At 39.8% G+C, this 23,367-nt stretch carries 24 protein-coding genes; 1 reads left to right on the top strand and 23 read right to left on the bottom strand.

The features are described from left to right. Positions 1 to 29: 29 nt before the first annotated feature. From ACZ9EE_RS26860 to ACZ9EE_RS26850, 3 genes are all read right to left on the bottom strand, one after another. Positions 30 to 470 carry a peptidylprolyl isomerase gene (locus ACZ9EE_RS26860; RefSeq protein WP_476031645.1) on the bottom strand — a complete coding sequence of 147 codons (441 nt, stop codon included), beginning with the start codon at positions 468 to 470 and terminating at the stop codon, positions 30 to 32. Positions 471 to 693: 223 nt separating this feature from the next. Continuing rightward, the gene (locus ACZ9EE_RS26855) at positions 694 to 1,140 is read right to left on the bottom strand and encodes a CBO0543 family protein (RefSeq protein WP_476031644.1); all 447 of its coding nucleotides are present in this window, start codon (positions 1,138 to 1,140) and stop codon (positions 694 to 696) included. Next, complete coding sequence (locus ACZ9EE_RS26850) at positions 1,073 to 2,179, bottom strand: DUF2515 family protein (protein ID WP_476033113.1); 1,107 nt, start codon at positions 2,177 to 2,179, stop codon at positions 1,073 to 1,075. The genes ACZ9EE_RS26855 and ACZ9EE_RS26850 overlap by 68 nt, the downstream gene beginning before the upstream one ends. Before the next feature lie 97 nt (positions 2,180 to 2,276). Between ACZ9EE_RS26850 and ACZ9EE_RS26845 the strand changes: the two genes are divergently transcribed. Next, the gene (locus tag ACZ9EE_RS26845; RefSeq protein WP_476031643.1) at positions 2,277 to 4,139 is read left to right on the top strand and encodes a terpene cyclase/mutase family protein; all 1,863 of its coding nucleotides are present in this window, start codon (positions 2,277 to 2,279) and stop codon (positions 4,137 to 4,139) included. Between the two features lie 43 nt (positions 4,140 to 4,182). On the opposite strand, the gene mug is transcribed toward ACZ9EE_RS26845, so the two are convergent. From mug to ACZ9EE_RS26745, 20 genes are all read right to left on the bottom strand, one after another. Further along, entirely contained in the window at positions 4,183 to 4,683 is a 501-nt protein-coding gene (gene mug, locus ACZ9EE_RS26840) for a G/U mismatch-specific DNA glycosylase (protein ID WP_476031642.1), read from the bottom strand. Between the two features lie 57 nt (positions 4,684 to 4,740). Then, positions 4,741 to 5,322: a YitT family protein gene (locus ACZ9EE_RS26835; protein ID WP_476031641.1), complete on the bottom strand. Its 582-nt coding sequence runs from the start codon at positions 5,320 to 5,322 to the stop codon at positions 4,741 to 4,743. A gap of 118 nt (positions 5,323 to 5,440) precedes the next feature. Further along, entirely contained in the window at positions 5,441 to 6,766 is a 1,326-nt protein-coding gene (locus ACZ9EE_RS26830; RefSeq protein WP_476031640.1) for a Na+/H+ antiporter NhaC family protein, read from the bottom strand. Positions 6,767 to 6,927: 161 nt separating this feature from the next. Continuing rightward, complete coding sequence (locus tag ACZ9EE_RS26825; protein ID WP_476031639.1) at positions 6,928 to 7,356, bottom strand: cell wall hydrolase; 429 nt, start codon at positions 7,354 to 7,356, stop codon at positions 6,928 to 6,930. A 111-nt stretch (positions 7,357 to 7,467) separates the two neighbouring features. Beyond that, entirely contained in the window at positions 7,468 to 9,339 is a 1,872-nt protein-coding gene (gene abc-f, locus ACZ9EE_RS26820) for a ribosomal protection-like ABC-F family protein (protein WP_476031638.1), read from the bottom strand. Positions 9,340 to 9,491: 152 nt separating this feature from the next. Further along, positions 9,492 to 9,626: an RAxF-45 family protein gene (locus tag ACZ9EE_RS26815; protein ID WP_476031637.1), complete on the bottom strand. Its 135-nt coding sequence runs from the start codon at positions 9,624 to 9,626 to the stop codon at positions 9,492 to 9,494. Positions 9,627 to 9,731: 105 nt separating this feature from the next. Then, on the bottom strand, positions 9,732 to 10,145 hold the full coding sequence (locus tag ACZ9EE_RS26810; RefSeq protein WP_476031636.1) for a hypothetical protein: 414 nt from the start codon (positions 10,143 to 10,145) through the stop codon (positions 9,732 to 9,734). 109 nt (positions 10,146 to 10,254) lie between these two features. Beyond that, positions 10,255 to 11,061, bottom strand: coding sequence for a peptidylprolyl isomerase (locus ACZ9EE_RS26805; RefSeq protein ID WP_476031635.1), 807 nt, complete (start codon positions 11,059 to 11,061; stop codon positions 10,255 to 10,257). A gap of 9 nt (positions 11,062 to 11,070) precedes the next feature. Then, positions 11,071 to 12,558 carry a S1C family serine protease gene (locus tag ACZ9EE_RS26800; protein ID WP_476033112.1) on the bottom strand — a complete coding sequence of 496 codons (1,488 nt, stop codon included), beginning with the start codon at positions 12,556 to 12,558 and terminating at the stop codon, positions 11,071 to 11,073. Between the two features lie 145 nt (positions 12,559 to 12,703). Continuing rightward, positions 12,704 to 14,116: an ATP-binding protein gene (locus ACZ9EE_RS26795; protein WP_476031634.1), complete on the bottom strand. Its 1,413-nt coding sequence runs from the start codon at positions 14,114 to 14,116 to the stop codon at positions 12,704 to 12,706. Then, a complete protein-coding gene (locus tag ACZ9EE_RS26790) occupies positions 14,106 to 14,807 on the bottom strand; it encodes a winged helix-turn-helix domain-containing protein (RefSeq protein ID WP_476031633.1) in 702 nt (233 codons plus the stop codon). Before ACZ9EE_RS26790 ends, ACZ9EE_RS26795 begins: the two co-directional genes overlap by 11 nt. 196 nt (positions 14,808 to 15,003) lie before the next feature. Beyond that, positions 15,004 to 15,996 (bottom strand): phosphotriesterase family protein, encoded by a 993-nt coding sequence (locus ACZ9EE_RS26785; RefSeq protein WP_476031632.1) that lies wholly within the window; start codon positions 15,994 to 15,996, stop codon positions 15,004 to 15,006. A gap of 64 nt (positions 15,997 to 16,060) precedes the next feature. Continuing rightward, complete coding sequence (locus ACZ9EE_RS26780) at positions 16,061 to 17,035, bottom strand: quinone oxidoreductase family protein (RefSeq protein WP_476031631.1); 975 nt, start codon at positions 17,033 to 17,035, stop codon at positions 16,061 to 16,063. A gap of 10 nt (positions 17,036 to 17,045) precedes the next feature. Beyond that, positions 17,046 to 17,825, bottom strand: a complete 780-nt coding sequence (locus tag ACZ9EE_RS26775) for an enoyl-CoA hydratase/isomerase family protein (protein WP_476031630.1) — start codon at positions 17,823 to 17,825, stop codon at positions 17,046 to 17,048. A gap of 77 nt (positions 17,826 to 17,902) precedes the next feature. Further along, a complete protein-coding gene (locus ACZ9EE_RS26770; protein ID WP_476031629.1) occupies positions 17,903 to 18,649 on the bottom strand; it encodes a 2-phosphosulfolactate phosphatase in 747 nt (248 codons plus the stop codon). 21 nt (positions 18,650 to 18,670) lie between these two features. After that, a complete protein-coding gene (locus tag ACZ9EE_RS26765) occupies positions 18,671 to 19,747 on the bottom strand; it encodes a phosphotransferase family protein (RefSeq protein ID WP_476031628.1) in 1,077 nt (358 codons plus the stop codon). Positions 19,748 to 19,910: 163 nt separating this feature from the next. Beyond that, positions 19,911 to 20,480: a TetR/AcrR family transcriptional regulator gene (locus ACZ9EE_RS26760; RefSeq protein ID WP_476031627.1), complete on the bottom strand. Its 570-nt coding sequence runs from the start codon at positions 20,478 to 20,480 to the stop codon at positions 19,911 to 19,913. A 95-nt stretch (positions 20,481 to 20,575) separates the two neighbouring features. Further along, positions 20,576 to 22,189, bottom strand: a complete 1,614-nt coding sequence (locus ACZ9EE_RS26755; RefSeq protein WP_476031626.1) for a long-chain-fatty-acid--CoA ligase — start codon at positions 22,187 to 22,189, stop codon at positions 20,576 to 20,578. 34 nt (positions 22,190 to 22,223) lie between these two features. Continuing rightward, on the bottom strand, positions 22,224 to 22,976 hold the full coding sequence (locus ACZ9EE_RS26750; protein WP_476033111.1) for an SDR family NAD(P)-dependent oxidoreductase: 753 nt from the start codon (positions 22,974 to 22,976) through the stop codon (positions 22,224 to 22,226). A 165-nt stretch (positions 22,977 to 23,141) separates the two neighbouring features. Continuing rightward, on the bottom strand, positions 23,142 to 23,336 hold the full coding sequence (locus ACZ9EE_RS26745; protein WP_476031625.1) for a hypothetical protein: 195 nt from the start codon (positions 23,334 to 23,336) through the stop codon (positions 23,142 to 23,144). Positions 23,337 to 23,367: the final 31 nt, after the last annotated feature.

The raw sequence follows: 23,367 nt of genomic DNA, 5'->3' as shown, positions 1-23,367 counted from the left end.
AGAGAGCGAATCCGCTCCCTTTGTCTTATCTATTCTTCATCATAAACCTTTACTTCAACCATTTTATCGCCATTTCTCATATTTCTAACCGCTGCTAAGTCAGAAGTAACTTGTCCAAATACCGTATGAACACCATTTAAATGCGGCTGTGATTCATGAACGATAAAGAATTGGCTTCCGCCTGTATTTTTTCCAGCATGCGCCATGGATAATGATCCTGGAATGTGTTTATGTGGATTTCCTTCAGTTTCACAGTTGATTGTGTAGCCGGGGCCGCCCATTCCTGTTCCCGTCGGGTCGCCTCCTTGAGATACGAAACCTGGGATTACACGGTGAAAAATAACACCATTATAAAAGCCTTCATTTGCTAACTTTTCAAAGTTTTCAACTGTTCCTGGCGCTTCGTTAGGGAATAGATCAAACTCAATTTTGTCGCCATTTTCCATCAATATGTATCCTTTTTTAGCCATGAAAAACACTCCTTTATGTAAAAATCATTATTATCATACACTTTTCTATCGAGAAAAGAAAGTATAGCCACTAATATTTTCACTGTAGTTGTGGTATTATAAGAGTACCCCCTCCGAACATTCGCTTGTTGCGGGACACTTAACCACTGTACGGACGGAGAGGGTTGGTGCCGCATTGACGGCATCAAGAAAGCCGAGACTGCGGTCTCGGCTTTTTGTATACCTATCGAATTCGTTTTCCCAGCCACTCATGAAATAACAAAACAATCGTTAGAAACAGCAAATAACCAAAAAATGTGTAAAGATGCTTCCAATCATCTGAGTGAGTAAACAAACCGAATAATTCTGCTAATTTTTCAAGAATAGGCATTAGCAGGCTCACAAACAGGATAACCCCTGCTTTTCCCCAATTCGTTAGCTGAGCAGTACTTCGTAAAATAATAAATGTCATTAGAGGCAGTACCAATAACGTAAACGCAATATTAATGGAAAAGATTTCTGCGAATGGTCTTAAAGGAAATTGATAAAAATGCCTTCCAACAAAATATAAATCTAAATATGTCCCTAGCAAAGAGGCAAGCACCATACTGCCCAGTTCGTATTTAGAAGGTAATCGTTTTTTTGGCAAAAGCTGCAAGTTCGATTCGTTCGAGTGTTTTGCAATATTCATCCTCAATCTCCCCGTCAATAAAATCATCATCTTCCATTAAGTAATCGACAATACGCCAATCTGAAAACCAATCCCCTTGTTCTGCTTCTTTATGGGTTTCATTTTTCCAGGCATTCTCCAGCGTTGGGCTATAGATTCTTTTTGCCCCTGGCCTTAACTGGCAGGATTCTAAATGAAGTTTATATGGAAATCCCGGCGTACCTTCATTGACACTATTAAAAATATCCGGCCAATAATCCTTTCTCGAGCCTGTATGGAGGTGGCTTTTTGCCCATTCAACTGAACTTTGGTGGATCAATTTGTTTTTAAATAGAAGCTGATACAATCGCTTTCCGAGTAAAATTCTCTCATGTAATGACTCAAATTGGTGCAGGGTTAATCCCACCAACTTCTTGTTCCCCTGCGGAAACAGAATATGATTGAACGATAACCAATCTTGAAGTAAAAATTCAAATTTGTTCAAGACATCTTTTTGGTATTGCGAATTTTGTACAACTCTCTTTTCTAGATAATTTTGCTCATTAATGACAAGGGCAATTGTTAGAATATTGGTATCATTTGATTGCCAATACTGATTCCAAATTGTCCCCATAAAAGTGGAGATATTTAAATGACCAAATAAATGAAACAGAGGCTTAGCTTTTTTAAGGCTTTCTTCATAGAGCAAAAACTGTGGATAAACATCTTGAAAAATCAGCCAATTACCCCGCTCTAAAAATTGAAAGAATAATTGACGATCCTTTCTTGCCATCAATCGGGTTAGAAATTCCCCTTTTAAATCAGTCATATTCCAGCCGCCATTCCGCGAAACCATATGACCAAGAAAAGCCCAGTGAATATCCGGATAACGAAGATAAAAATCAAGGTAAGCTTTCGTCCTGGTAACATTATTTAAATTCATTTCATTCGTTTTCTGTTTTATTTTATCTAAAAGGATTTCTTCATTCTTGGTGATCGAAGAAAACGACAACGGCGCTTTACTTTTTTTCTTTAATTCTTCCGTTATGATTTCCAGCGGAGGTCTCTCACGATTTCTGATAAAAAAAATGGTCCATTACCTCCCTTACGAATTCTCCAGCTAAGTTGAGAATATGTATTGATAGATGAGAAATTTTGGGAGGGGAATGTGAGGTACAATGACTGATACAAAAAAAGGCATGGATTGGATTATTGAGATGCTTCGTAAAGACCAATCTCCCAACGGCTCTTGGGACTATCCATTTGAAACAGGCATATCCACAGATGCTTATATGATCATTTTATTACGGACACTGGAAATACATGATGAAGAATTAATTCAAGGGCTTACAAAAAGACTGATCAGCAAACAGGAGGAAAATGGTGCCTGGAAGCTCTTTTATGATGAGGGGGACGGCAATCTAACAGCAACCGTGGAAGCCTATTATGGTTTGTTGTATTCAGGATACTATACCAAAAATGACAAACAACTAGTCGCAGCGAAACGTTTCATTCTTGCCAACGGAGGTTTAGAACAAGTAGGTATGTTTACAAAAGTTATGCTTGCGATAACCGGACAATACACCTGGCCTTCTTATTCTCTGCTGCCAATCGAACTCATTCTCCTTCCGCTTCATTTTCCAATTAACTTTTATTCGTTTTCCGTTTTCGGCAGGGCCAATTTAACCCCGATTATGATTTTGGCAGATAACCAGTTCACGATTAAAACAGACAAGAGTCCGGACCTTTCTGATCTGCAATTAAACAGAGAGGCAGAAAATCATTGGGACCACACAGATGACTATCGCTCTTTGTATTCTTTTATTAAGGATGGGGTAGAAAGTTTACTAGGGTTACCAAAACAGCTTCATCAACTTGCGATTGAACGGGCTAAAAAGTATATGCTCGATCATCTTGAACCAGACGGTACTTTTTACAGCTATTACAGCTCGACTTTTCTAATGATTTTTGCACTATTATCACTGGGTTATAAAAAAACAGATCCCGTAATAACAAAAGCGATCGAGGGTATAACATCGATGAAGTGTGAAATAGACGGGTTGCCGCATATGCAATATACCACTGCAAATTTGTGGAATACTTCATTAATAGGATTTTGTCTGCAAGAAGCAGGTGTTTCACCCGAGGATCCTATGGTAAAACAGGCCAATCAATATTTACTAGAGCGGCAGCATCGTCAATTTGGCGATTGGGTGATTCATAACCCCAAGACATTGCCAGGCGGCTGGGGCTTTTCTGATATCAACACGATTAACCCGGATGTAGATGATACAACAGCCTCACTTCGCTCCATCTCCCGAGTCATTCTCCCCGAATCTCATGCTTGGGATCGAGGCATTACCTGGTTATTGTCCATGCAAAATGACGATGGCGGTTGGGCGGCGTTTGAGAAAAATGTGCATTCTAGGCTGCTGCAATTTCTGCCAATCGAAAAAGCGGAATTTCTTATTGCCGATCCGTCAAGTGCTGATCTAACCGGGAGAACACTTGAATTTTTGGGTCATTACACAAATTTATCAAGGGATCATACAACAATAAAAAAAGGAATTCATTGGCTATTGAGGAATCAGGAAAGGGATGGTTCCTGGTACGGAAGATGGGGAATTTGCTATCTCTATGGTACTTGGGCTGCGATTACAGGCCTTATGGCAGTTGGATTTTCTGCTCGTAACGCATCAGTAGAAAAAGCGGTTAAATGGATCGTTGATAAACAGAATCATGATGGAGGCTGGGGAGAGTCCTGTCATAGTGACAGTAAAAAAACGTATGTCTCGTTACCGGCAAGCACGTTAACGCATACATCTTGGGCTCTTGATGCTCTGATTTCCACGTCAGATAAACCGACAGCCGAAATCAAAAAAGGCATCACTTATTTACTTAATTCACTAGAAAAAGTGGATTGGACGACACAGTACCCCAAAGGGCAAGGAATGGCAGGTGCGTTTTATATTCATTATCACAGCTACCGCTATATCTTTCCACTTGCCGTTTTAACTCACTATCATAAAAAATTCGAATAACCACGTTGTGATCGCATCGACGGTATCAACTCCCGTCGATGTTTTATTTTATCTCAAGAAGCAGCCGGTAAATATCTACAATTTCACTCATTTTCATTCTGACCAAGCCACTCGACGACGGAGCTACAAAATCAATAACTCCTTGGACAACCGGCTCTGTTTGTTTTCCCCACGAGGCTGACTTTCGTCCGCTATATTCCTGATAGACACCTTTACCAACAAAACAAACCACCTTCGGCCGATATCGAACAATTTTTTGTTTTAAAATCTCTTTACCCTTTTTATATTCTTCCCTGGTAATTTCATCGGCCGCCTTCGTAGGCCGCTCTACAATATTGGTAAAACCATAACCAGAATCTAATAACTGTGCATCCTCCTCTGGCTCATATTTTCTAGGCGTTAATCCTGCCTCATATAAAATCTTCCAAAATCTGTTGTTTGGGTTTGCGTAATGATGGCCACGTTCACTCGAGCGAATACTTGGATTAAAACCTACAAATAGAATCTTTAAATCCTCTGCTAAATGATCATCTACTAGTTTCACCGTTCTCCCCCTCGACGCATTTCTTTTTATTTTATCATACCCATTATTAGAATGTTTTCAGTTTACATGCTTAATCGAACGGTAGGAAGTAATAATTGTTGCCAGTAATCCAATTATGGAGATGATTAATAATGAGTATAAAAGCCTCACATCCTGTAAGAGAAAAAGTCCTGTTAAAATAATCACTGCATCCAGGGTAACCATAATAACCCCGACATTCACCCTTGTCCATTTTGCGAGTAAAAGAGCGAGTAAATCCATGCCGCCTGGACTGATATGATTTCGCAGCATAACCCCTACTCCTACTCCAATCATGATTGAGCCGATGATTACACTGCTGATAATTGGCAGAGTAATCATACCATTTAACGGTAGTAATAGTTCAATCAAACAACCAGAAAAAATCGCCCCTAGCAGCCCATTATAGAAATATATAGGGTCTTTTTTTAAAGCAAATAGATAAATAGGAATATTCAGCAGGATAAACATAACCCCTACTTTTAATCCCCAGACATAATTTAAAAGCAGGCTGATGCCAAACATGCCGCCATTTATTAGATGAAATGGCAGAATAAACATATTGATTCCTACACTGATCATCGTGCTCCCGAATCCAATAACAGCTAATTTTCTCAGCATCTCATCATTCCTTGTCCAAATACTTTATTACCACTTATATGATAAAAAAACGGACTTCATTCAACTAGATATTTAGTGATTCGAAAAAGAAAAAACAGAGCCAAGATAGACTCTGTTTTTAAGCCGTTGCAGTATGGGGCTTTTTTGATTTGTGCAATTCCTTGCCAAGTGATACCAGTATAGTAATAATCGGTAAAACCCATAAAAATAATGCATATGGCAAATACTCAAACAATGGAATACCCACGATTGTGCTGCACATGATCGTCAGCACGCTCCATGGAACAACACCAGGGAATAGCATGGTCGAATCTCCCATCACTCTTGCTAACTCATCCTTACCATAATAATGTGACCAATGTGGGAGAAACGATCTCCCTGTTAAAATAATGGGCAGGGTCTGATTAGCTGCAATTAGAGTAATAATTAGTGTTGCCAACACCGTTTTTAAGGTATCAATAAGCAAATTGCGCGACGATTCCAGCCATTTATCCAAATAAGGCTGAATAACATTCATTTCTTCTAGAAGACCATTATAGGCACCAGCAAGGGCTAAAAATAGCAGCAATTGATACATATGAATAAAACCTCCGCCCAGACCATCAATACCGTGCCAAAGAGCACCAGCTAATTTTGTCGATGAAGCCCCGTGGACAAAAGAAATGACAACTGCTGATAGAATACTAGCTAAAAATGCATAGATGATACTTAACCTAAAAAGAACAAACACGATTAGAATAATCGGAGGAATAAACTTCGACAATGACAGCTCACTCCAGACCAAATGACCGTTTGGTAATGATGCCTTGCTGGCTAAGCTTACATCCACTACGCCGTAAAAGCATAGGCAAAAAAGAATTGCAGTAATGGTGGTTAAACACATGGCTTTCCACTGCCTTTTTACGGGTACCTCGATCGTATGGGACAGTAATTGGTGCGCACTAGAGAACGGTGATGTCCGATCTCCGACAAATGCACCGGAAACTAACGCTCCGGCTACAATTGGAATAGGAAGATGCAGTACTGCCGCAGTCCCTAATATCGGAACCCCAATCGCACTTAGTGTCCCGATCGTTGTACCAAGCAGCATGGAGAAAATCATGCTAATAAAAAAGGATAGAATAAAAAAGTGGTGTGGATTGATAAAATCCAGCGCCATCTGAACCATTTGCTCAATCGTTCCTGATAAGTACCACGAAGGGAGCAGAAAGCTGACTAACAATAAAATAATGATTACAATTCTTGTTTTATGAACACCTAGCAAACTAATCTTTATTGATTTTCTAATTGAAAATTTACTTTTTAATGAAAGAAAAAATAAAACTAGATATCCTGGAAGAAACCCGATAACCAGCGGCTGATGATCGATAACCGACCAGATTACCCCGACAATGGTAATGAGAAGAAGAAACAGGACCTGCTTAAAAGAAAACTTTATCATCATAAAAAACCCCTTCAGAAGTAGGAACACTCCTTATTATAAGGAAAATTTCGTACTTCGAAAAGCCTCTTATAAAAAGCGCTGGGGCTGGACAATTTCAAGGCCAATTTAATGCTTTCTTAATCTACAAAAAATAGAGCCGTACAACAGCCGGCTCCAGCTTATTAAAAGGTGCTATATACATTTGAACATTCTTCACCAGTTGGTTCATAAAAGCAATGGAGTTTATATCTTGAAACGAGAGGTTGATTGTACCATGTTTGCGGGCAATCCCCTTGTGGTCTAAAATACCATAAACTGAATTTGGCCGGCCAAAACCGTTCGCCATTAATCGTCCTTCGGGCCAAGCGTCTTTCTCTTTCGCGCGGCGATTGATAAAAATATCCTTTCGTTGTAGCCTCAAATGCATGTGGTTGGAAAACCATCTGCGGAATCGTCCGAAGTCCTTTAAAATCAGAACAGTTTGCACGGATCCGATTAATACCGACATTACCTACTAACAGCATACCCAATTGCCCTTCCCCTTCGGCTTCCGCTCTAAGTAATCTCGCCATTAAATCAATATCCGACTTTCTTGCTTTTACAACTGCCACTTTCGTCACCTCCATGATCTTGCCTTATATCCTATTCTAAAACGGATTGGTGTTTACAGTGATTTACCATTCAAAATAACCTCCCCAGAAACTTCCTGAGGAGGTTATTTTTTAAACTACATCATCCAATAGCGCATAAAGCTGGTCGCGCTCACTTTCCCTTACTTCAATCTCCATAAATATTTTCTGCAACAATTCAAGCTCATTTTCCATTTCGAGCCTTTGTTTTAGGGCAGAAATATCACTTTCAATCTGTTCAATTTTTCTCTCGATTTCTTCTGTTTGTTTCTTCTCTACCTTTGTTACTTTTGGCGGGATGGTTTTATCAACGACTACTTTAGAAACGGCTGGTTTGCTTCCACTCTGCTCCAACTTCCCTTTTGCCCAATCATAGCTACCGTCGAAATGGTGGAGACGACCATTTTGGAGCCAATAGATTTTTGTAAATATTTTATTTAAAAAATATCTGTCATGGGATACAGCTAAGATCGTGCCATTAAACTGTTCCAACGCTTCCTCAAGGACTTCACATGAATCAATATCAAGATGGTTTGTTGGTTCATCCAAGATTAGCAAATTGATGTCTTGGTACATCAATTGTGCCAGCCGTAAACGCATACGCTCACCGCCACTCAACTGATTCACCTTACGAAACACAGCCGGACCGTAAAATAAAAACTTGGCTAAAATATGACGGGCTTCTCCTTCAGTTACTACAACCCCTGAGCGAAAAACATCAATAACTTGTTCATCGGCAAAATCCTGAAAGACATGCTGAGATAAATAACCCATTTTCACGTTACTTCCAACCTTAACAATCCCGTTATCTGCTTCGACTTCCTTGAGGATCATCTTTAAAAGGGTGGATTTCCCTGTACCGTTTTCACCGACGATGGCGGTTCGTTCCTTAAATTGGACTAGCATATTCACGTCATTAAACAATTTCCGAGTACCGAAGCTCTTTGAAACGCCCTCAAGAGCGATAACATCCTTCCCGCTTCGATCTCCCGCTTCAAAATCAATGGCCATTTTTTTGACGTCAATCTTGGGGCGTTCTAGTTTTTCAATATGATCAAGAGCGCGCTGCATATTGGTGGCCCGCTTATGAAGGGCCGCACTTGGCGGATTGGAACGATTCGCCCAATCACGGAGACGCTTGATGGCTTCTTTCATCTTTTTAATTTTCCGCTGCTGCTCTTGATATTCTTGAAATTCCCGCAACAACTTTTCTTCTTTTTCTTTCACGTAGCCACTAAAATTCGTATGATATAAATCGACTTCACCATCTTCCATTTCCAATACTTTTGACACTACCTCATCTAAAAAATAACGGTCATGAGAGATCAGAATGATCGTCCCTTTATAGTCATTAAGATAGGAGCCCAGCCATTCAATTGCTTTTAGATCTAGATGATTAGTCGGTTCATCCAGGAGCAATAACTCAGGATTCGTTAGCAAGCTAAGCCCGAGGCCTACCTTTGTCTTTTCCCCGCCGCTTAAGGCCGCGAAGGTCTGTTCAAGCAAATGGGTAATATTTAATCCACCAGCAATCCTGTCTAATTGAGCTTCGATTTCATACCCGCCATTTAAAATAAACTCATCCTGGAGGATACCATACTGGTCCATGAGTCTTTGCAAGCCAATGGGAGTAAGCTCTTTATCCATTTCATTCTCCATCTCTTGAAGCCTTAATTCAGTTTGGGTTAATTGTTCAAAGGCGGTTTTAAGAACTTCCCTTACCGTTAACTTTTTATAATCAGGGATTTGAGATAAATAGCCAATGTTTAATCCCTTTTTCCAGTGAATAACGCCCTCATCTACTGGTTCCTGATTAGCAATCAACTTGATTAATGTCGTTTTCCCGCCGCCATTCCGGCCGACTAATCCAATCCGGCTCCCTTCGTGTACTTCAAACGAAAGGTCCTTGAATATTGTATTTCCTCCATACGATTTTGAAATATGATTTATACTACAAATAATCATGTTCATTTTCTCCTTTATAAATAAAATGAACATCTCTATTACGCAAAATAAGCCACGGGCATCTTTTTCCCGCAGCTTTTCAACAGCATGAAAAAAGAGAGCACACGAAGTTCCCTCTTTTACATACCTATTTTAATGGGCAAAGAGATGTGTTATCGTTCTAAATTCCATATGCAGTTTCGAAAAAAGGGCAGACTACCCCCTTGGAAAACTACCTCATGAAAAATTGCACGATAAATAGTTAGCGCTTGAAGCCACTGTAAACGTGCAAAAATAGAACGTTTCATCTCTTCCCCACCTCCGTTTCCATTCAAGTTATTCCCATTGTAAAATGTTCAAGGATCATTTGCAAGCCCATTTTATCAGACTTGTCATAAAGTTTTGAATTCGCCTCAGTGAAGATATTTTTTTCTTGAGCTAAACCTTCTGCGGTATACAAATTTCCGCAGGTCGTCATCCTTCAAATGATCATCATATATTAAAAATAATAAGGATTGTAACTCTGGATAACGCTCCATGACGAAAAGGGCGAACTCCTTTCGTTCGCCCTTTATTTTTAATTTAAACTCTTTCTGTTTGACAATTTCTTTCAACTGATTCTCATAATAAGCTTTTGAATCTTCCCACTTTTCCTTACGATTTTCCAACGTATCACGGGCATACTCAGGTAATTTGTCGATAACTTGGTCAATATATCCTTCTGACCACATGATCATTTTATCCTTTTCAGGCAATTCAAAGACCATATTCATTAGTTCAAGGTCATCTCCTGTACTGCTGGCTGCATGTTTCCCTACCCGATTCACTTTTGTCCACCTCTTGGTTGTTGGGTTATGCTTCTTTGCTTAATGTATTTTCAATATCATAGCTCTTTTTCTTACTGTCCAGCCATGTTCGATATTGAGAATCGACTTTCTAGTCAAATAATGTTTCTTTTATTTGAGCCTTGCTGTCCTCATAGTTTGCTGCTTGTGCTGCCTTTTTAGCCTCCACTTTAATAATGTGGTACCCGTATTCTGTCTTTACAGGATCACTAATGGTGTTTACCGGTAAGGAAAAAGCGACGTTATCAAATTCTGTTACCATCGTTCCTTTTGCGAAGTAACCAAGCTCGCCGCCTTTGGCTTTTGTTCCTTCATCCGTCGAGTATTTTTTGGCTAATGCAGCAAAGTCTTCTCCATTATCCAATTTTTGTTTGATTTCCTTTGCCGTTTTCTCATCTGCAACAAGAATATGGCTGGCTTTTACTTGCTCTGCTGTCGCAAATGAATCTTTGTTTTCATTAAAATAGGTTTTCATTTCTTCATCAGTAATTTTAATATCTGGTTCCATAAGTTTCTTTAAGATAAGATAATTTTTTAAATCGTTTTTAACAGTAGTAAGAGTGGTATTATTGCTCTCAAGCGCCTGATTAAAGGCGTCATCTCCACCATATTGCGCTTTTAATTTATCAATTTCCTTATTGACTACACTAGCTGAAACCGTAATTTTTTGTTTTTTTGCCTCTGCAGCAACAATTTTATCACTAATAATTTGATCAACGGTCGCCGAGCCATACTGTTCAACCATTTTATCGTACAGTTCGTCCTTGCTTATGGACTCACCATTAAACTTTGCCACGGCCTCATCCTTGGTTAGGGTAAAGGTTAGAAAGACACCTGCAGCAACGATGAACGCCAAAATAAGCGCGGTCATTCGTTTATTTTTCTTGATCCATGTCATTATTTTACCTTATCCTTCCGAATGTGCTGTTAGTTTTGCAGTTAATGTGATAAGTTTTCCGTCACGATACACTTCAAACTTAATCGTGTCGCCTGTCTTCACTTTTGAATATAGATATTTTCTTAGTTCAGTTGAATTTGCTATCTGAGTTCCATTCATGGATACTATGATATCCTTAGGCTGGAATCCTGCTTTCGCTGCGGCTGAATTGTTGTCAATATTCATAACCAAAACACCTTTTGTCACATTCTGAGGCAGATTTTGATAGTACATCTGCGGCACTTGGTCTAAGTCAGCTAGGCCGACACCTAAATAAGGACGAGCGATTTTACCGTTTTTAATTAGTTGGTTCACAATCGGAATAAAATCATTACTTGGGATTGCGAAACCTAGCCCTTCCACCCCGGTTTCGGAAATTTTCAAACTGTTAATACCTATCACTTGACCTTGGGTATTAATGAGAGCACCACCGCTGTTCCCTGGATTAATCGCTGCATCTGTTTGAATAACATTTGTATCCCAATTGCCTGCAGAGGTTGACATGGAAATCGAACGGTTAGTGGCACTTACGATCCCTTGCGTTACTGTTCTGGATAAATCGATTCCAAGTGGATTTCCAATTGCATAAACCGTGTCACCAGGTCTTAATTTGCTTGAATCCCCAAAGTTTGCTGTAGTAGTCACATATTTAGCATCAATTTTTAAGACGGCTAAATCAGTTAATGCATCGGTTCCCACCACTTCAGCAGTTGTCTTTTGGCCATTATATAATGAAATTTCAAGCTTAGAAGCCCCTTCGACCACATGATTATTGGTTACAATATAGGCGATATTATTATTCTTTTGAAAAATTACTCCTGAGCCGGAGCCGGTTTCAACACTTTGTGATGAGTTTGGATCCGGGAAAGAATTTGAACTTGAATCTGAATTGTCCCAAAAATCAGTCGATTGCTGTTGCTGCTGCTGTTGATAATTTACAATACCAACAATCGCCTTCGACAGTTTTTCTACCGTGTCTGCAACGGAATTTGTCGATACTGCTGTTGGCTGCGCTGTTACTGGTTTAACAGTATTATTACTCGTAGTACTGCTAACCTCTTGATCTTGGCCATTTTGATTAAAGTTTTGCAAATAATCAGTATGTGGTAAAACAGCTAGTGTTAGAACTGAACCTATAACACCCGCTGCAATCGTGGAAACAAATCCTTTTGCCTTCCGTTTTTTTGTTTCCGGCTGATGATTGGTACGAGTTTGTTCTGCCATAGGAGGTACAACCCTTTCTTCTGCTAATCTTTTTTCCCTATGATCTTCATAGTCTCTGCCATTGTTGGACTCTACTGAGAAAATCTCATCTACAGCATTCACACTATTCTCTGCATGGCTGTCGTCCTTCATTTTTTCAAGTGATGGTTCTTGTGGATTTGTATTATTGTTCATCTCAGATGAGTTTGGTTGATAGTTATTGAATTCATTTTCATTTTTATTATTGAAGTCCATCATCATCGATCTCCTTTAATCTATTTCTTACCTTGTCTATACTTTAACTCACAAATCTTAACAAATTATTAACAAACTTTAACGAGTTTAAGAAAAATTGTTTAAAAACATGAAAAAGCTGCGGAACAGTCCGCAGCTTTTTCGGTTATTCATTTTTTAAGCGAATCGTAAATTTGGTTCCTTTTCCTTTTTCACTCGTAACATCTATTTCACCGTTATGAAGAAGAACTAATTGTTTTACAATCGACAAACCTAATCCAAATTCACCATATGGCGTACTGGTTCTTGAAATATCTGCTTTATAAAAACGACGCCAGATGTTTTCAACTTCTTTTGAATCTATCCCAATTCCCGTATCCTCTACTTCAATAATGGTGAGATTAGCTTCTTTTTTTCCGCGCAGCCAAATCGTCCCGTTAGCGGTAAATTGAATACTATTTTTTGTAATATTAATCAATATTTGAATAAGCCTGTCATAATCAGCCAGTACCATTAACTCAGGTTCAGCCTCTACGATAATGTGGTTGTTTTTCTCTTCCGCTAACATACTCAACTGATCTTGAATAATTTCCAGCGCTTCTAATAATTGAATTTCTTCTTTAAATAATTTGATTTGATTAGACCGTATTTTTTCAAAATCCAGGTTTTCATTGACAAGTCGAATCAGCCTTTTCGCCTCTTGACTCACTAAATTAATTCCCCGTTCCTTATCTTCTTCGGGAATCATATCATTTTTCAGCCCTTCAATGACACCGCTGATCGTCGTTAAAGGTGTGCGCATTTCATGGGAAACATCCGCCATGAACTGTCGCCTTCTATTTTCAAGACTTTCAATTTCTAGCATTGATTCATTAATTTTATTCACCATATGGTTAAAATCATTAGCTAATTCACCTATTTCATCGAAATTGGACGAATTAACTTTGACATGATAATTCCCCACAGATACTTGTGATGTTGCCTCTCGGAGCCGCTTAATCCGATGAACATGAATTCTTGATAACAACATACTTTGTAAAAAGGAGACACCAAAAGCAATGAAAATAGTATATAGTAAATACTTATTTAGCTGCTGAATCATCTTACTTGAACCGCTGATAGGCGACGTTAACAGGACACCGCCAAAGAATCTTTGGTTTTCTATATATGGTAATACAACAAAGGTGACCCCTTCTTGCCCAAATCGTTTAAAGTCACTTTGAACAATTAATGTCTTCCCCTTCGTTACTTGATCCCATTCCTTCTGAGATAAATTTTTAATGGCAGGTCCATGTTTATTAACTAAGTAAAGGTGACCATCCTGATCAAACATACTAAAACTCATCTTCCTCGCTGCCAATACATTGCTGTATTGATTAAGCACATCATCTGAGTCTATAGGTGCAGCCTCTTTTAAATCAGAAAGAATCGCCTTGCCGTATGAAATTAGTTCTTCCGATTTATTTTCATAGATCAGGTTTTCGACATAATGAGCAAATAATGTACTTAACAATAAAAATGCAACGATAATAATACTAATATGACTAAAAAACTGCTGATAAAAATATTTAAACTTCATCTGCTTTGAGTGCATCATCGAATTTATATCCTACTCCCCAAACGGTATGGAAGAAAGGCTGTAACGTAGTTTCCACCTTTTTCCGCAAACGTTTAATGTGAACGTCCACTGTACGTTCATCTCCGTAGAACTGATATCCCCATACACGTTCTAGTAATTGTTCACGAGAAAACACTTGACGAGGGTGTTCCACCATATAGGAGAGTAAGTCAAACTCTTTCGGTGTTAAATTTGTCACCTGTGTATCGTCTACAAACACTTCTCTCGTTATTTTATTAATCTTAAAATGATCCGTTTTTATGAAATTGTCTTGCTCTTTATGCTCTTGATTATGAACTCTGCGTGTTACGGCTTTAATTCTGGCCATCAAGGTTAACGGACTGAAAGGCTTCGTGACATAATCATCCGCACCCATTTCCAGACCTAGTACCTGGTCAGATTCACTATCCTTCGCAGTTAACATAATAATTGGAATGGTAAACTTCTCTTCGCGAATTTTCCGGCAAATGGTAACCCCATCCATCCCTGGAAGCATCCAATCAATAATCAGGGCGTCCCATGTTTCAGTCTTAAAGCGGTTGTACCCTTCTAATCCATCGTTAACAAACTCGCCATCAATACCCTCCTTAGCAAAAAACATCTCAATCATGGAGCAGACACTTTTATTATCTTCAATCACTAATATTTTCACAGTTAACATCCCCTAGCAAAAAAACTCTTTTTTCTTAGTTTATACGAAAATTTTTGCATATCCAACCTTCTGCCCAATAATTACATTTTAATTAAGAGTTTGTTCATAGTTTATTAATATTTAAGTTTTTTCAGGAACAAATTTCCTAGAACACGAAAAAGAGACTTGAAATGTTCAAGCCTCCTTTACTCCTTTACTATACTTTTAAAACCGCACCGGCAAATAGCGATTCCACATTTTCCCCCAGCATTTTAGCGATTTGTTTTTCGGTTATGCCCTTCTCTCGTAAGTCTGGCAGGATATTGTCAAAAATATGGCCAGGATGCCAGTTCTCCATAATTTTCATTACTTGCTCATTCATTACAGGCGGCCGGCCAAGCCAAATATTCACACTGTCATGGGCTAATAAGATTTGGTCCTCGTACCCCTCTTCCAAAAGGGAAATTAACGTGGCAACCCGTTCTTGATCAAGTGGTGCCCCTACTAGGACTTGAATTCCAAAACGGTCGAAACCGATTCTAACCCCTTGGTCCATAACTTCCTTATGGTAGGCAGGGTTGGTATTTCCACACATATGTCCAATTATGATTTTGTTCGGATCTGCTCCAAGGTCAATCAGCATTCTTGCCTGTTCAGGCCCCATCGTGCCTTCTTGCGTATGCGTTAAAATGACAATTCCTGTTTCCTGTTGAACCCGTGCAGCAGCCCGGAAGAACATTTTTTCATATTCGGTGATTCCATCTTTACTCGAGGCTAATTTAATAATCCCCGGCTTGATTCCCGTCCCGGCGATGCCTTCTGTAATTTCAATTTTAAACATTTGATAAATTTCCTCATCTGCGGTCCCTAATCCCTGTCTGAATTTGAAGTATGGAGTTGCCCCCTCGCCTTCATAATAGTAACCAGTCGCACAAATAATTTGCAGGCCAGTGGCTTCCGAAATTTTTCGTAAAAACAGAGGATTCCGGCCGCACTCATTTGGGGTAGGATCGACAACGGATTGGACACCATAGCTTTGCATCTGTCTCGCAATCCCAATGGCAGCTTCTAAGGCTTCTTCTTCATTAAATGCACCAAGTGTAACATCCCCTTGAAATCCTGGGTAGCCAAAAATAAAATGTTCGTGAATAAGCGTTTTTCCAAGTTTGTCAACTGGGATTGGACCTGTAACGGTTTCAACTGTATTCATTGACTGGGATCTCCCTTTCCGTTTCAATTAATTAGTGGATCAAAAGTTACACTAGTTGCATTGTTTATGGTTCTAGAATCAATTTGCCTTGGGTCTTTCGTGATTGTAATAAACTATGAACCTTAGCCGCCTCCACTAATGGAAACACACCACCAATAGTCAGCTTTAATTTTCCTTGGCCAAGATAAGAGAATAATTCTACTAAACTCGGCTGAAGCAGTTCTGGTTTTCTCATGATTTGCGGGAGGAAAAATCCAATCACGGATTGATTTCTCGCCATGAGGGATGAAGGATAGAACCGGCTTTGTTCGCCGCTTGCTGCTCCAAAAATAACTAAGCGGCCAAATGTGGCTAAACATTTAACGGTTTTATTAAAGACCTCACCGCCGACCATTTCGAGTGCAACATTCACACCCTTGCCGCCGGTTGCCTCAAGTACCTGCTTTTCCCAATCGGGCTCTGTATAGTTTATTAGAACATCCGCTCCCATTTCACGAGCCAAGGCTAACTTTTCTTCTGAACTTGCGGTGGCAATGATTTTTCCAGCCCCAAACAATTTCGCAAGCTGCACTGCAATGGTTCCGACACCCCCTGCAGCGGCATGAACGAGGACACTTTCCCCTTTTTCCAAACGGCCCATTGTTTTTAAAATGTGATAGGCGCTTAGACCTTGGAGTGGCAGTGCGGCAGCAGTGTGGAAATCTAATTGTTCGGGAATAGGAATGACTGAACGTTCGTCTGCAATGGCAAAATCGGCATAGCCTCCTGATTCGATTAAGGTCACAATTCTCGTACCAGGCTTTATTTTAGTTACTTGTTCACCAACTGCTGTAACGACTCCGGCAATTTCTGCTCCTGGAATAAATGGAAGTGGTGTTTTCACCACATACTGTCCTTCCCTGCGGGCCGTATCTGCATAGTTAACACCGATTGCTTTAATTTCAATTAAAACTTCATGTCCTTGAGGAACCGGTTTTTCAATATCGACGAGGTTTAAAACTTCTGGTCCACCATATTGTTTTAGCTGTATTGCTTTCATATACTCACTCCTACTTTCCTTTAAAGGTTGGTTTTCTTTTTTCCTTAAATGCTGCTATTCCTTCTTGATGGTCTTCCGTTTCCACCATTATTGTTTGAATTAAACGCTCCTGTTCGAGGATTTCTTCAAGCGTGGAGGTAAACGCCTGATCAATGAGTTTTTTCTGTTTTCCATAAGCCTTACCAGGACCATGTGCCAATTTTAAAGCCAACTTGGTTGTTTCTTCTTGGAGTTTTTCGAGTGGGACTAGGTAGTTAATCGCCCCTAACTGGTATAGGCGCTCGGCCGGGATTGGCTCGGCAGTAAAAAAGAATTGTTTCGCCAAGTGGGGCCCGATCAGTCTTGGAAGTAAATAGGACCCTCCGCCATCGGAAATGAGACCCACTTGAGAAAAACTTAAGGCAAACTTACTTCCTTCTGCTGCTAAAATTAGATCACACGCCAAGGCTAAATTAACACCTGCACCGGCCGCGAAGCCATGAACGGCTGCAATAATAGGCTTTTCTGTTTCTTTCATTAATAAAATCAGCTCATTCAGTTTGCCAATATGTTCGTAAACCTGAACTCCTTTTGCCTGCCCCATCGTTTTGACGTCACCGCCGGCACTAAATGCACGCCCCGCTCCGGACAAAACAATCACTTGGATATCTTCCTCATGTTGCGCTTGGTGGAGGGCTTCCTTTATTCCCAAAATCATCTCAGGGCTAAAAGCATTTAGGCTTTCTGGACGATTTAAGGTTAATGATAAGACTGGACCAAGTTTTTCAACTATTAAATGTTCTTGTGTCATTTTTCATCTTCCTCTCAATTAGATTGATAATATGTGAAAGTCCTACTTTATTAATTGGAAACCAACATACCCAGCGTTTAATCAATTTTGCGGGACAAACTTGGTTCGACCGTTACCTTCCCCTCGGTTAAAATGGGAACAATCGAGGTAATTCCTTTTGCAGCAGCAACCTTCAAGTCAGAGTGCTGGTTATGTTTGTCTAGTAGTCTGCCAACGTATGAATCTAGCAATACTTCATAGGAATCATCCTGACTGCGGTAAAAATATAGGGCTGCTTTAGCCGCATCCGTTAAATCATATTTCCCTTGTTTTTGCAGACAATCTATTAGATGACCAGCGCCATAAAAATCCTCTAAACTCGTTTCCCCTGAATTACCGGAACAAATAATGAGGATGGTTTGATCATCCAAACAGTGCTGCAGTGAACTGGCAACCGCAGGATTGTTGGGAAGCGAACCAATATAGACCTTTTCTGCCTGAGCTGAATTTCTTAAAGCGACGGTTCCATTAGTAGTAGACAAAATTAATGTCTTCCCTTTAATGTCCTCACTAATTAAGGTTGGACTTGGATAAACAAAACCATCTATTGGTCTTGCATCAAGCTCGCCGGCCAAAACATATTCCCCCTGGGCGAACTTTTTTGCAACTCCCAATGCTTCAAAGCTATGCAAAACAGGAATGACTTCCTTTGCCCCATCCTTTAATGCAGATACAATGGTTGTGGTCGCCAGCAGAACGTCTAAGACCACAGCTATTTTATTTCCCTCTGCCATTTTTTCTTCTTTAATGTCTTCTTTTTTCATCAGAAGGTGAATCTTTGTCATTCCAATTCCGCTCCCTCATTATTAAAGCTTTTCTTTCGACACAAGTGCGGCATGCAACATTAAATTTTTTACAAAGTGGTTAAACTTTGCAAAACGAGTGTCACTGGTTTGCCCCTTTTTGTAACGATAATAGATTTGCTGCCCAATCACAGCGAGCTTAAAGTAGGCAAAGGTTAAATAAAAATTGAAATTGGTAATATCCCTGCCGCTTTTTTGGGCGTATTGTTCAATAAATTCCTTTCTTGTAAAAAAACCATCGTGGACAGCCGTAACAGGAGCTTTCCCTAGCCCATTAATCAAAAGTTCAGAGTCGTTTCCCTGATTCCAATAACTCATTGCCACACCAAGGTCTGCCAATGGGTCGCCAACCGTGGTCATTTCCCAATCAAACAGTCCGACCATTTCAGTTAGGTCCTCATTAAACATGGCATTATTAAATTTATAGTCATAATGGATAACCGCAGCATCTGACTGTTTAGGAATATGATTCATCAGCCATGTTTTTAGTCCATCAACCACAGGGATCTCATCCGTTTTAGCACGCTCATACCTTCCGATCCAACCATAGACTTGCCTTTCCATAAAGCCTTCCGGTTTACTGATCTCGGCAAGAGCTGTCTGTTTGTAGTCAATTTCATGTAATTCCACCAATTTTTCGACCATTATCTGTGACAGGCGACGGCAGAGCTCACTCGTCACTTGAACCCCTTCGGGAAATGAAGTATCAATAGCCATGCCATTTTTTCTTTCCATGATAAAAAATGGACTCCCAACGATTGCTGGGTCCTCTGAATAAAGAATCGGCCCTGGAGCAACGGAAAAAATCGGATTCAATGAAGAGAGAATTTTGTATTCTCTCCCCATATCATGAGCTTTTGGTGCCACAGGTCCGAGCGGTGGGCGTCTTAGCACGGCTTCCCAATTTCCAATTTTAATCTGATAAGTCAAATTGGAATGACCTGCCGAGAACTGTAAAATATCCAGCTGTCCGCCCGGTAATGTATCAATATTTTGTCGCAAAAACTTCTCCAAAACAGTCAAATCCAATTCTTCACCTTGGCGAACTGGAATCGTATCTTTATTCATTTGACGTGGCATGAAAGTCCTCCTATCATATTTGAAGATTCCGACTTTTTCAGGCAAAATTCATGATTAGATAGTTATCCAGCTGTTTTTGAAGTACATCCCCCATACTAACCGGTTAGTATATAGTTCTCAAAAAAAGAGGGAATTCGTAAAAAATAACCCTCTCCTTTTTGATTTAGCCATTCACTTGGATACCCTTTAAAATCATTTCGACAAAAATTTCGGCAACTTGACGATCTGAGCAGCTACCATTTGGGTTAAACCATTGATAACTCCAGTTTGTTATTCCTAGGATTCCAAATGTAATAATGGAAGCATTAATTTCCGGACGAAATTCTCCGTTTTCAATACCCGCTTTTATTAACGCCTCAATATTTAAGCGGAACTGGTCACGCTTCGAAATAATTACAGTGGAATGCTCATCATTCAAATTGGTTAATTCCCGGTAAAAGACTTTCGCAGCAGACCCTCGGGATTTAATATCCGAAAGGAGCATAAACACTACTTCAAATAGTTTTTCTTTATAGTTCATGTTTGGATCGTTAAAAATCCGCTCTAATTGGACCAATAATTCATCAATATAGCCGCGATGTATATCCATTAATAATTCTTCTTTACTTGAAAAGTAATAATAAAATGTCCCCTTTGTTACTCCAAGGGAATCGACAATATCCTGAATTGAAGTTTCACTGAATCCTTTTTTTTCAAATAAGCGGATGCTTTGTTCCGTTATTTTTTCCTTCACCGTTATGTCCTCTCATTCTGTTAGAAGTTACTCAAATTATACCATAAGTTTGATCTCTCCTTTACGACAATATGTGTTCTTAAAGGAATTTGGAGCTAGTTCTTCATGGTTTCTTCCCTTAAAGCTCGTCGAAGAATTTTCCCTACACCTGTTTTCGGTAACTGATCGCGAAATTCAACGATGCGGGGCACCTTATAAGCAGCCATGTTTTGCTTACAATATTGAATGATTTCAAGCTCTGTTACTGTTTTTCCAGCTTTCAGGACGACTACTGCCTTCACGTCTTCGCCTCTGTATGGGTCTGGGACCCCAATACAAACCGCTTCCTGTACGGCTGGATGTTCATATAATACTTCTTCAATGTCACGTGGATAGATATTATAGCCACTGGCGATAATTAAATCTTTCTTTCTATCCACAATATATAAATAGCCATCTTCATCCACTCTGCCAATATCACCGGTATAGAGCCAGCCACCACGGAGTGTATGAGCAGTTTCTTCCGGCAGGTTCCAATACCCTTTCATTATTTGCGGTCCCTTAATAATGACTTCGCCTAACTCACCAACCTGAACCTCATCCGTCCCTGTTGCTAAATCGACAATCTTGTATTCTGTTGAAGGCATGCCAATCCCAACACTTCCAGGTTTTCGTTCCGCAAATGGCGGGTTACAATGCGTCGTGGGTGATGCTTCAGAAAGACCATAACCCTCAAGGATTTTCGAGCCAGTCTTCCTTTCAAAATTACGCAGCAATTCAACGGGCATCGGGGCACTGCCGCTGTTACAGGTTCTAATGCTATGAATGTCATATCCCTCTGCGCGAGGATGACTTGTGATCGCCACATACATCGTGGGAACCCCGGGGAACATAGTCGGTTGTTCATTTTTTATGGTATTTAGAACCTCTTCTAATTCAAAACGGGGCAACATGATCGATTCGGCAGCGGTATAGATTGAGAGATTCATACAAGAACTCATCCCAAATACATGAAAAAGTGGAATGACGGTTAAGCACTTTTCTTTTCCAATTTCAAATTCGTGTTTAAAAAACTCATAGCTTTGGAGGACATTGGCCAAAACGTTGCGGTGAGTCAGCATCGCTCCTTTTGAACGGCCTGTTGTTCCACCTGTATACTGGAGTACTGCCACATCATGTTCAGGCTCAAACGTAATTGGAGTAATGGTTCCATCGCCCTCACCTAGGAAGCTTTCAAAGCTTCGATCTGGAGGAAAATCTTGGCCGGACGGCTGTATATCTACCACAATGACATTTTTCAAGTTTGTCTGCAGCTGTACACTTTTAACTCTTGGATATAAGGTATCGAGGACGATAATGGTCTCAGCACCTGAATCATTCAAAATGTATTCCAATTCCCTCTCGACCGACATTGGATTCACTTGTGTAACAATCGCTCCAGCTTTTAGGATTCCATAATATGAAATGACATATTGCGGGCAGTTAGGGAGCATGATTGCTACTCTGTCACCTTTTTTTACCTGATTTTTTTGTAAGGAAGACGTGAAGCTTTGTGTCATTTTGTTTAGCTGATCGTAGGTAATTTTTCTTCCATAAAAAGAAAGGGCGTAATTAGTGGGAAATTTTGCGGCTGTCTCTTGTAGAATCTGACCCATCGCAATATCAGGTAGAGTAATCGTCTTTTCTATGCTCTCAGGATAGTGCGCCAACCAAACTTTGTTTTGACTCATAAGTCCCCTCCACATTCTTTTTCTTCACTCAAATTTAAAACGTCAATCCTCCTCCATCAACTGATAGCGTTGTTCCTGTTATAAAGGATGCTTCATCGGATGCCAAAAATAACACCGCATTGGCTACCTCTTCCGGTGTACCAATTCTTCCAAGGGCATTGGCTCGTGAAATAATCGGCCATTTCCGTTCGTTCTGCTTCCAATTATCAATAATTTTTGTATCAATCACTCCAGGTGCAATGGCATTTACACGGATATTATATTTTCCATATTCAAGTGCAGCGTTTTGTGTCAGGACCACTACCCCAGCCTTCGAGGCATTGTAAGCGGAAACAAATTTTTGCCCTTTTAAGCCCAATAGACTTGATGTGTTAATTATGGAACCTCCGCCTGACTTGATTAATGCAGGTACTGCATATTTAATGCCAAGAAAAACACCTTTTAAGTTAATATCAACGACTCGATCCCATTCCTCGACAGGCAGATCCACACTTCTTACTTCCGAATTCCCGATCCCTGCATTATTGAACATGATGTGTAAACCACCAAATGTTCCAGTAGCCGCTTCGACTAATTGTTTGATTTGCACTGGATCAGCTACGTCAGTTTTTACAAAAATGGATGACCCTTCTTGCTTAAGTATGTAATTAACAGTTTCTTCCCCAGCTATTAAATCGATATCTGCTACAACGACCTTGGCACCTTCCTTTGCAAAACGAAGAGCCGCCGCCCGGCCGATTCCACTGCCACCGCCAGTAACAATAGCTGTTTTTCCGTTTAATTTCATCAAAACCAGCCCTCTCCCCATCATTCCTTCCACACCTGAGCAATACTAACCAGTTAGTATGTTATATGTACAATTATACCTGCAAAACTTAATTATTCAATTTCTTTTCTAAATATTCTAAAAAAATTTGCAAAAAAAAAGGATGGAAAAATCCTACCTTTTTTCTTAGTACCGTTTGAAAGATCTTTTCTGTTTATTCATGACCTCATATGATTTTTCAATAATGTCTGTTAAAACGTCACCTTTGTAAATCCTGCCTAGCTTTAGACCCTGTTGATAATATTCGACGATTTCATCTAGTTTAGCAGAGGTTTCTTTCGTGATTCTTACATTTAATTGAATTCTTTCGCTATCATTCATGACTTTATTCTCCTGTTTTTAATGCTAGCTT

The organism is Bacillus sp. URHA0034, from assembly GCF_056280405.1.
This window is presented reverse-complemented; position numbering and strand designations above follow the sequence as displayed.

What these genes read in the sequence shown, in the direction of transcription:
- ACZ9EE_RS26860 (WP_476031645.1), bottom strand. Translation starts at nt 470, where the DNA reads ATGGCTAAAAAAGGATACATATTGATGGAAAATGGCGACAAAATTGAG.
- ACZ9EE_RS26855 (WP_476031644.1), bottom strand. Translation starts at nt 1,140, where the DNA reads ATGAATATTGCAAAACACTCGAACGAATCGAACTTGCAGCTTTTGCCA.
- ACZ9EE_RS26845 (WP_476031643.1), top strand. Translation starts at nt 2,277, where the DNA reads ATGACTGATACAAAAAAAGGCATGGATTGGATTATTGAGATGCTTCGT.
- ACZ9EE_RS26835 (WP_476031641.1), bottom strand. Translation starts at nt 5,322, where the DNA reads ATGCTGAGAAAATTAGCTGTTATTGGATTCGGGAGCACGATGATCAGT.
- ACZ9EE_RS26830 (WP_476031640.1), bottom strand. Translation starts at nt 6,766, where the DNA reads ATGATGATAAAGTTTTCTTTTAAGCAGGTCCTGTTTCTTCTTCTCATT.
- abc-f (WP_476031638.1), bottom strand. Translation starts at nt 9,339, where the DNA reads ATGATTATTTGTAGTATAAATCATATTTCAAAATCGTATGGAGGAAAT.
- ACZ9EE_RS26815 (WP_476031637.1), bottom strand. Translation starts at nt 9,626, where the DNA reads ATGAAACGTTCTATTTTTGCACGTTTACAGTGGCTTCAAGCGCTAACT.
- ACZ9EE_RS26805 (WP_476031635.1), bottom strand. Translation starts at nt 11,061, where the DNA reads ATGACATGGATCAAGAAAAATAAACGAATGACCGCGCTTATTTTGGCG.
- ACZ9EE_RS26800 (WP_476033112.1), bottom strand. Translation starts at nt 12,558, where the DNA reads ATGGACTTCAATAATAAAAATGAAAATGAATTCAATAACTATCAACCA.
- ACZ9EE_RS26795 (WP_476031634.1), bottom strand. Translation starts at nt 14,116, where the DNA reads ATGAAGTTTAAATATTTTTATCAGCAGTTTTTTAGTCATATTAGTATT.
- ACZ9EE_RS26785 (WP_476031632.1), bottom strand. Translation starts at nt 15,996, where the DNA reads ATGAATACAGTTGAAACCGTTACAGGTCCAATCCCAGTTGACAAACTT.
- ACZ9EE_RS26780 (WP_476031631.1), bottom strand. Translation starts at nt 17,035, where the DNA reads ATGAAAGCAATACAGCTAAAACAATATGGTGGACCAGAAGTTTTAAAC.
- ACZ9EE_RS26775 (WP_476031630.1), bottom strand. Translation starts at nt 17,825, where the DNA reads ATGACACAAGAACATTTAATAGTTGAAAAACTTGGTCCAGTCTTATCA.
- ACZ9EE_RS26770 (WP_476031629.1), bottom strand. Translation starts at nt 18,649, where the DNA reads ATGACAAAGATTCACCTTCTGATGAAAAAAGAAGACATTAAAGAAGAA.
- ACZ9EE_RS26765 (WP_476031628.1), bottom strand. Translation starts at nt 19,747, where the DNA reads ATGCCACGTCAAATGAATAAAGATACGATTCCAGTTCGCCAAGGTGAA.
- ACZ9EE_RS26755 (WP_476031626.1), bottom strand. Translation starts at nt 22,189, where the DNA reads ATGAGTCAAAACAAAGTTTGGTTGGCGCACTATCCTGAGAGCATAGAA.
- ACZ9EE_RS26750 (WP_476033111.1), bottom strand. Translation starts at nt 22,976, where the DNA reads ATGAAATTAAACGGAAAAACAGCTATTGTTACTGGCGGTGGCAGTGGA.
- ACZ9EE_RS26745 (WP_476031625.1), bottom strand. Translation starts at nt 23,336, where the DNA reads ATGAATGATAGCGAAAGAATTCAATTAAATGTAAGAATCACGAAAGAA.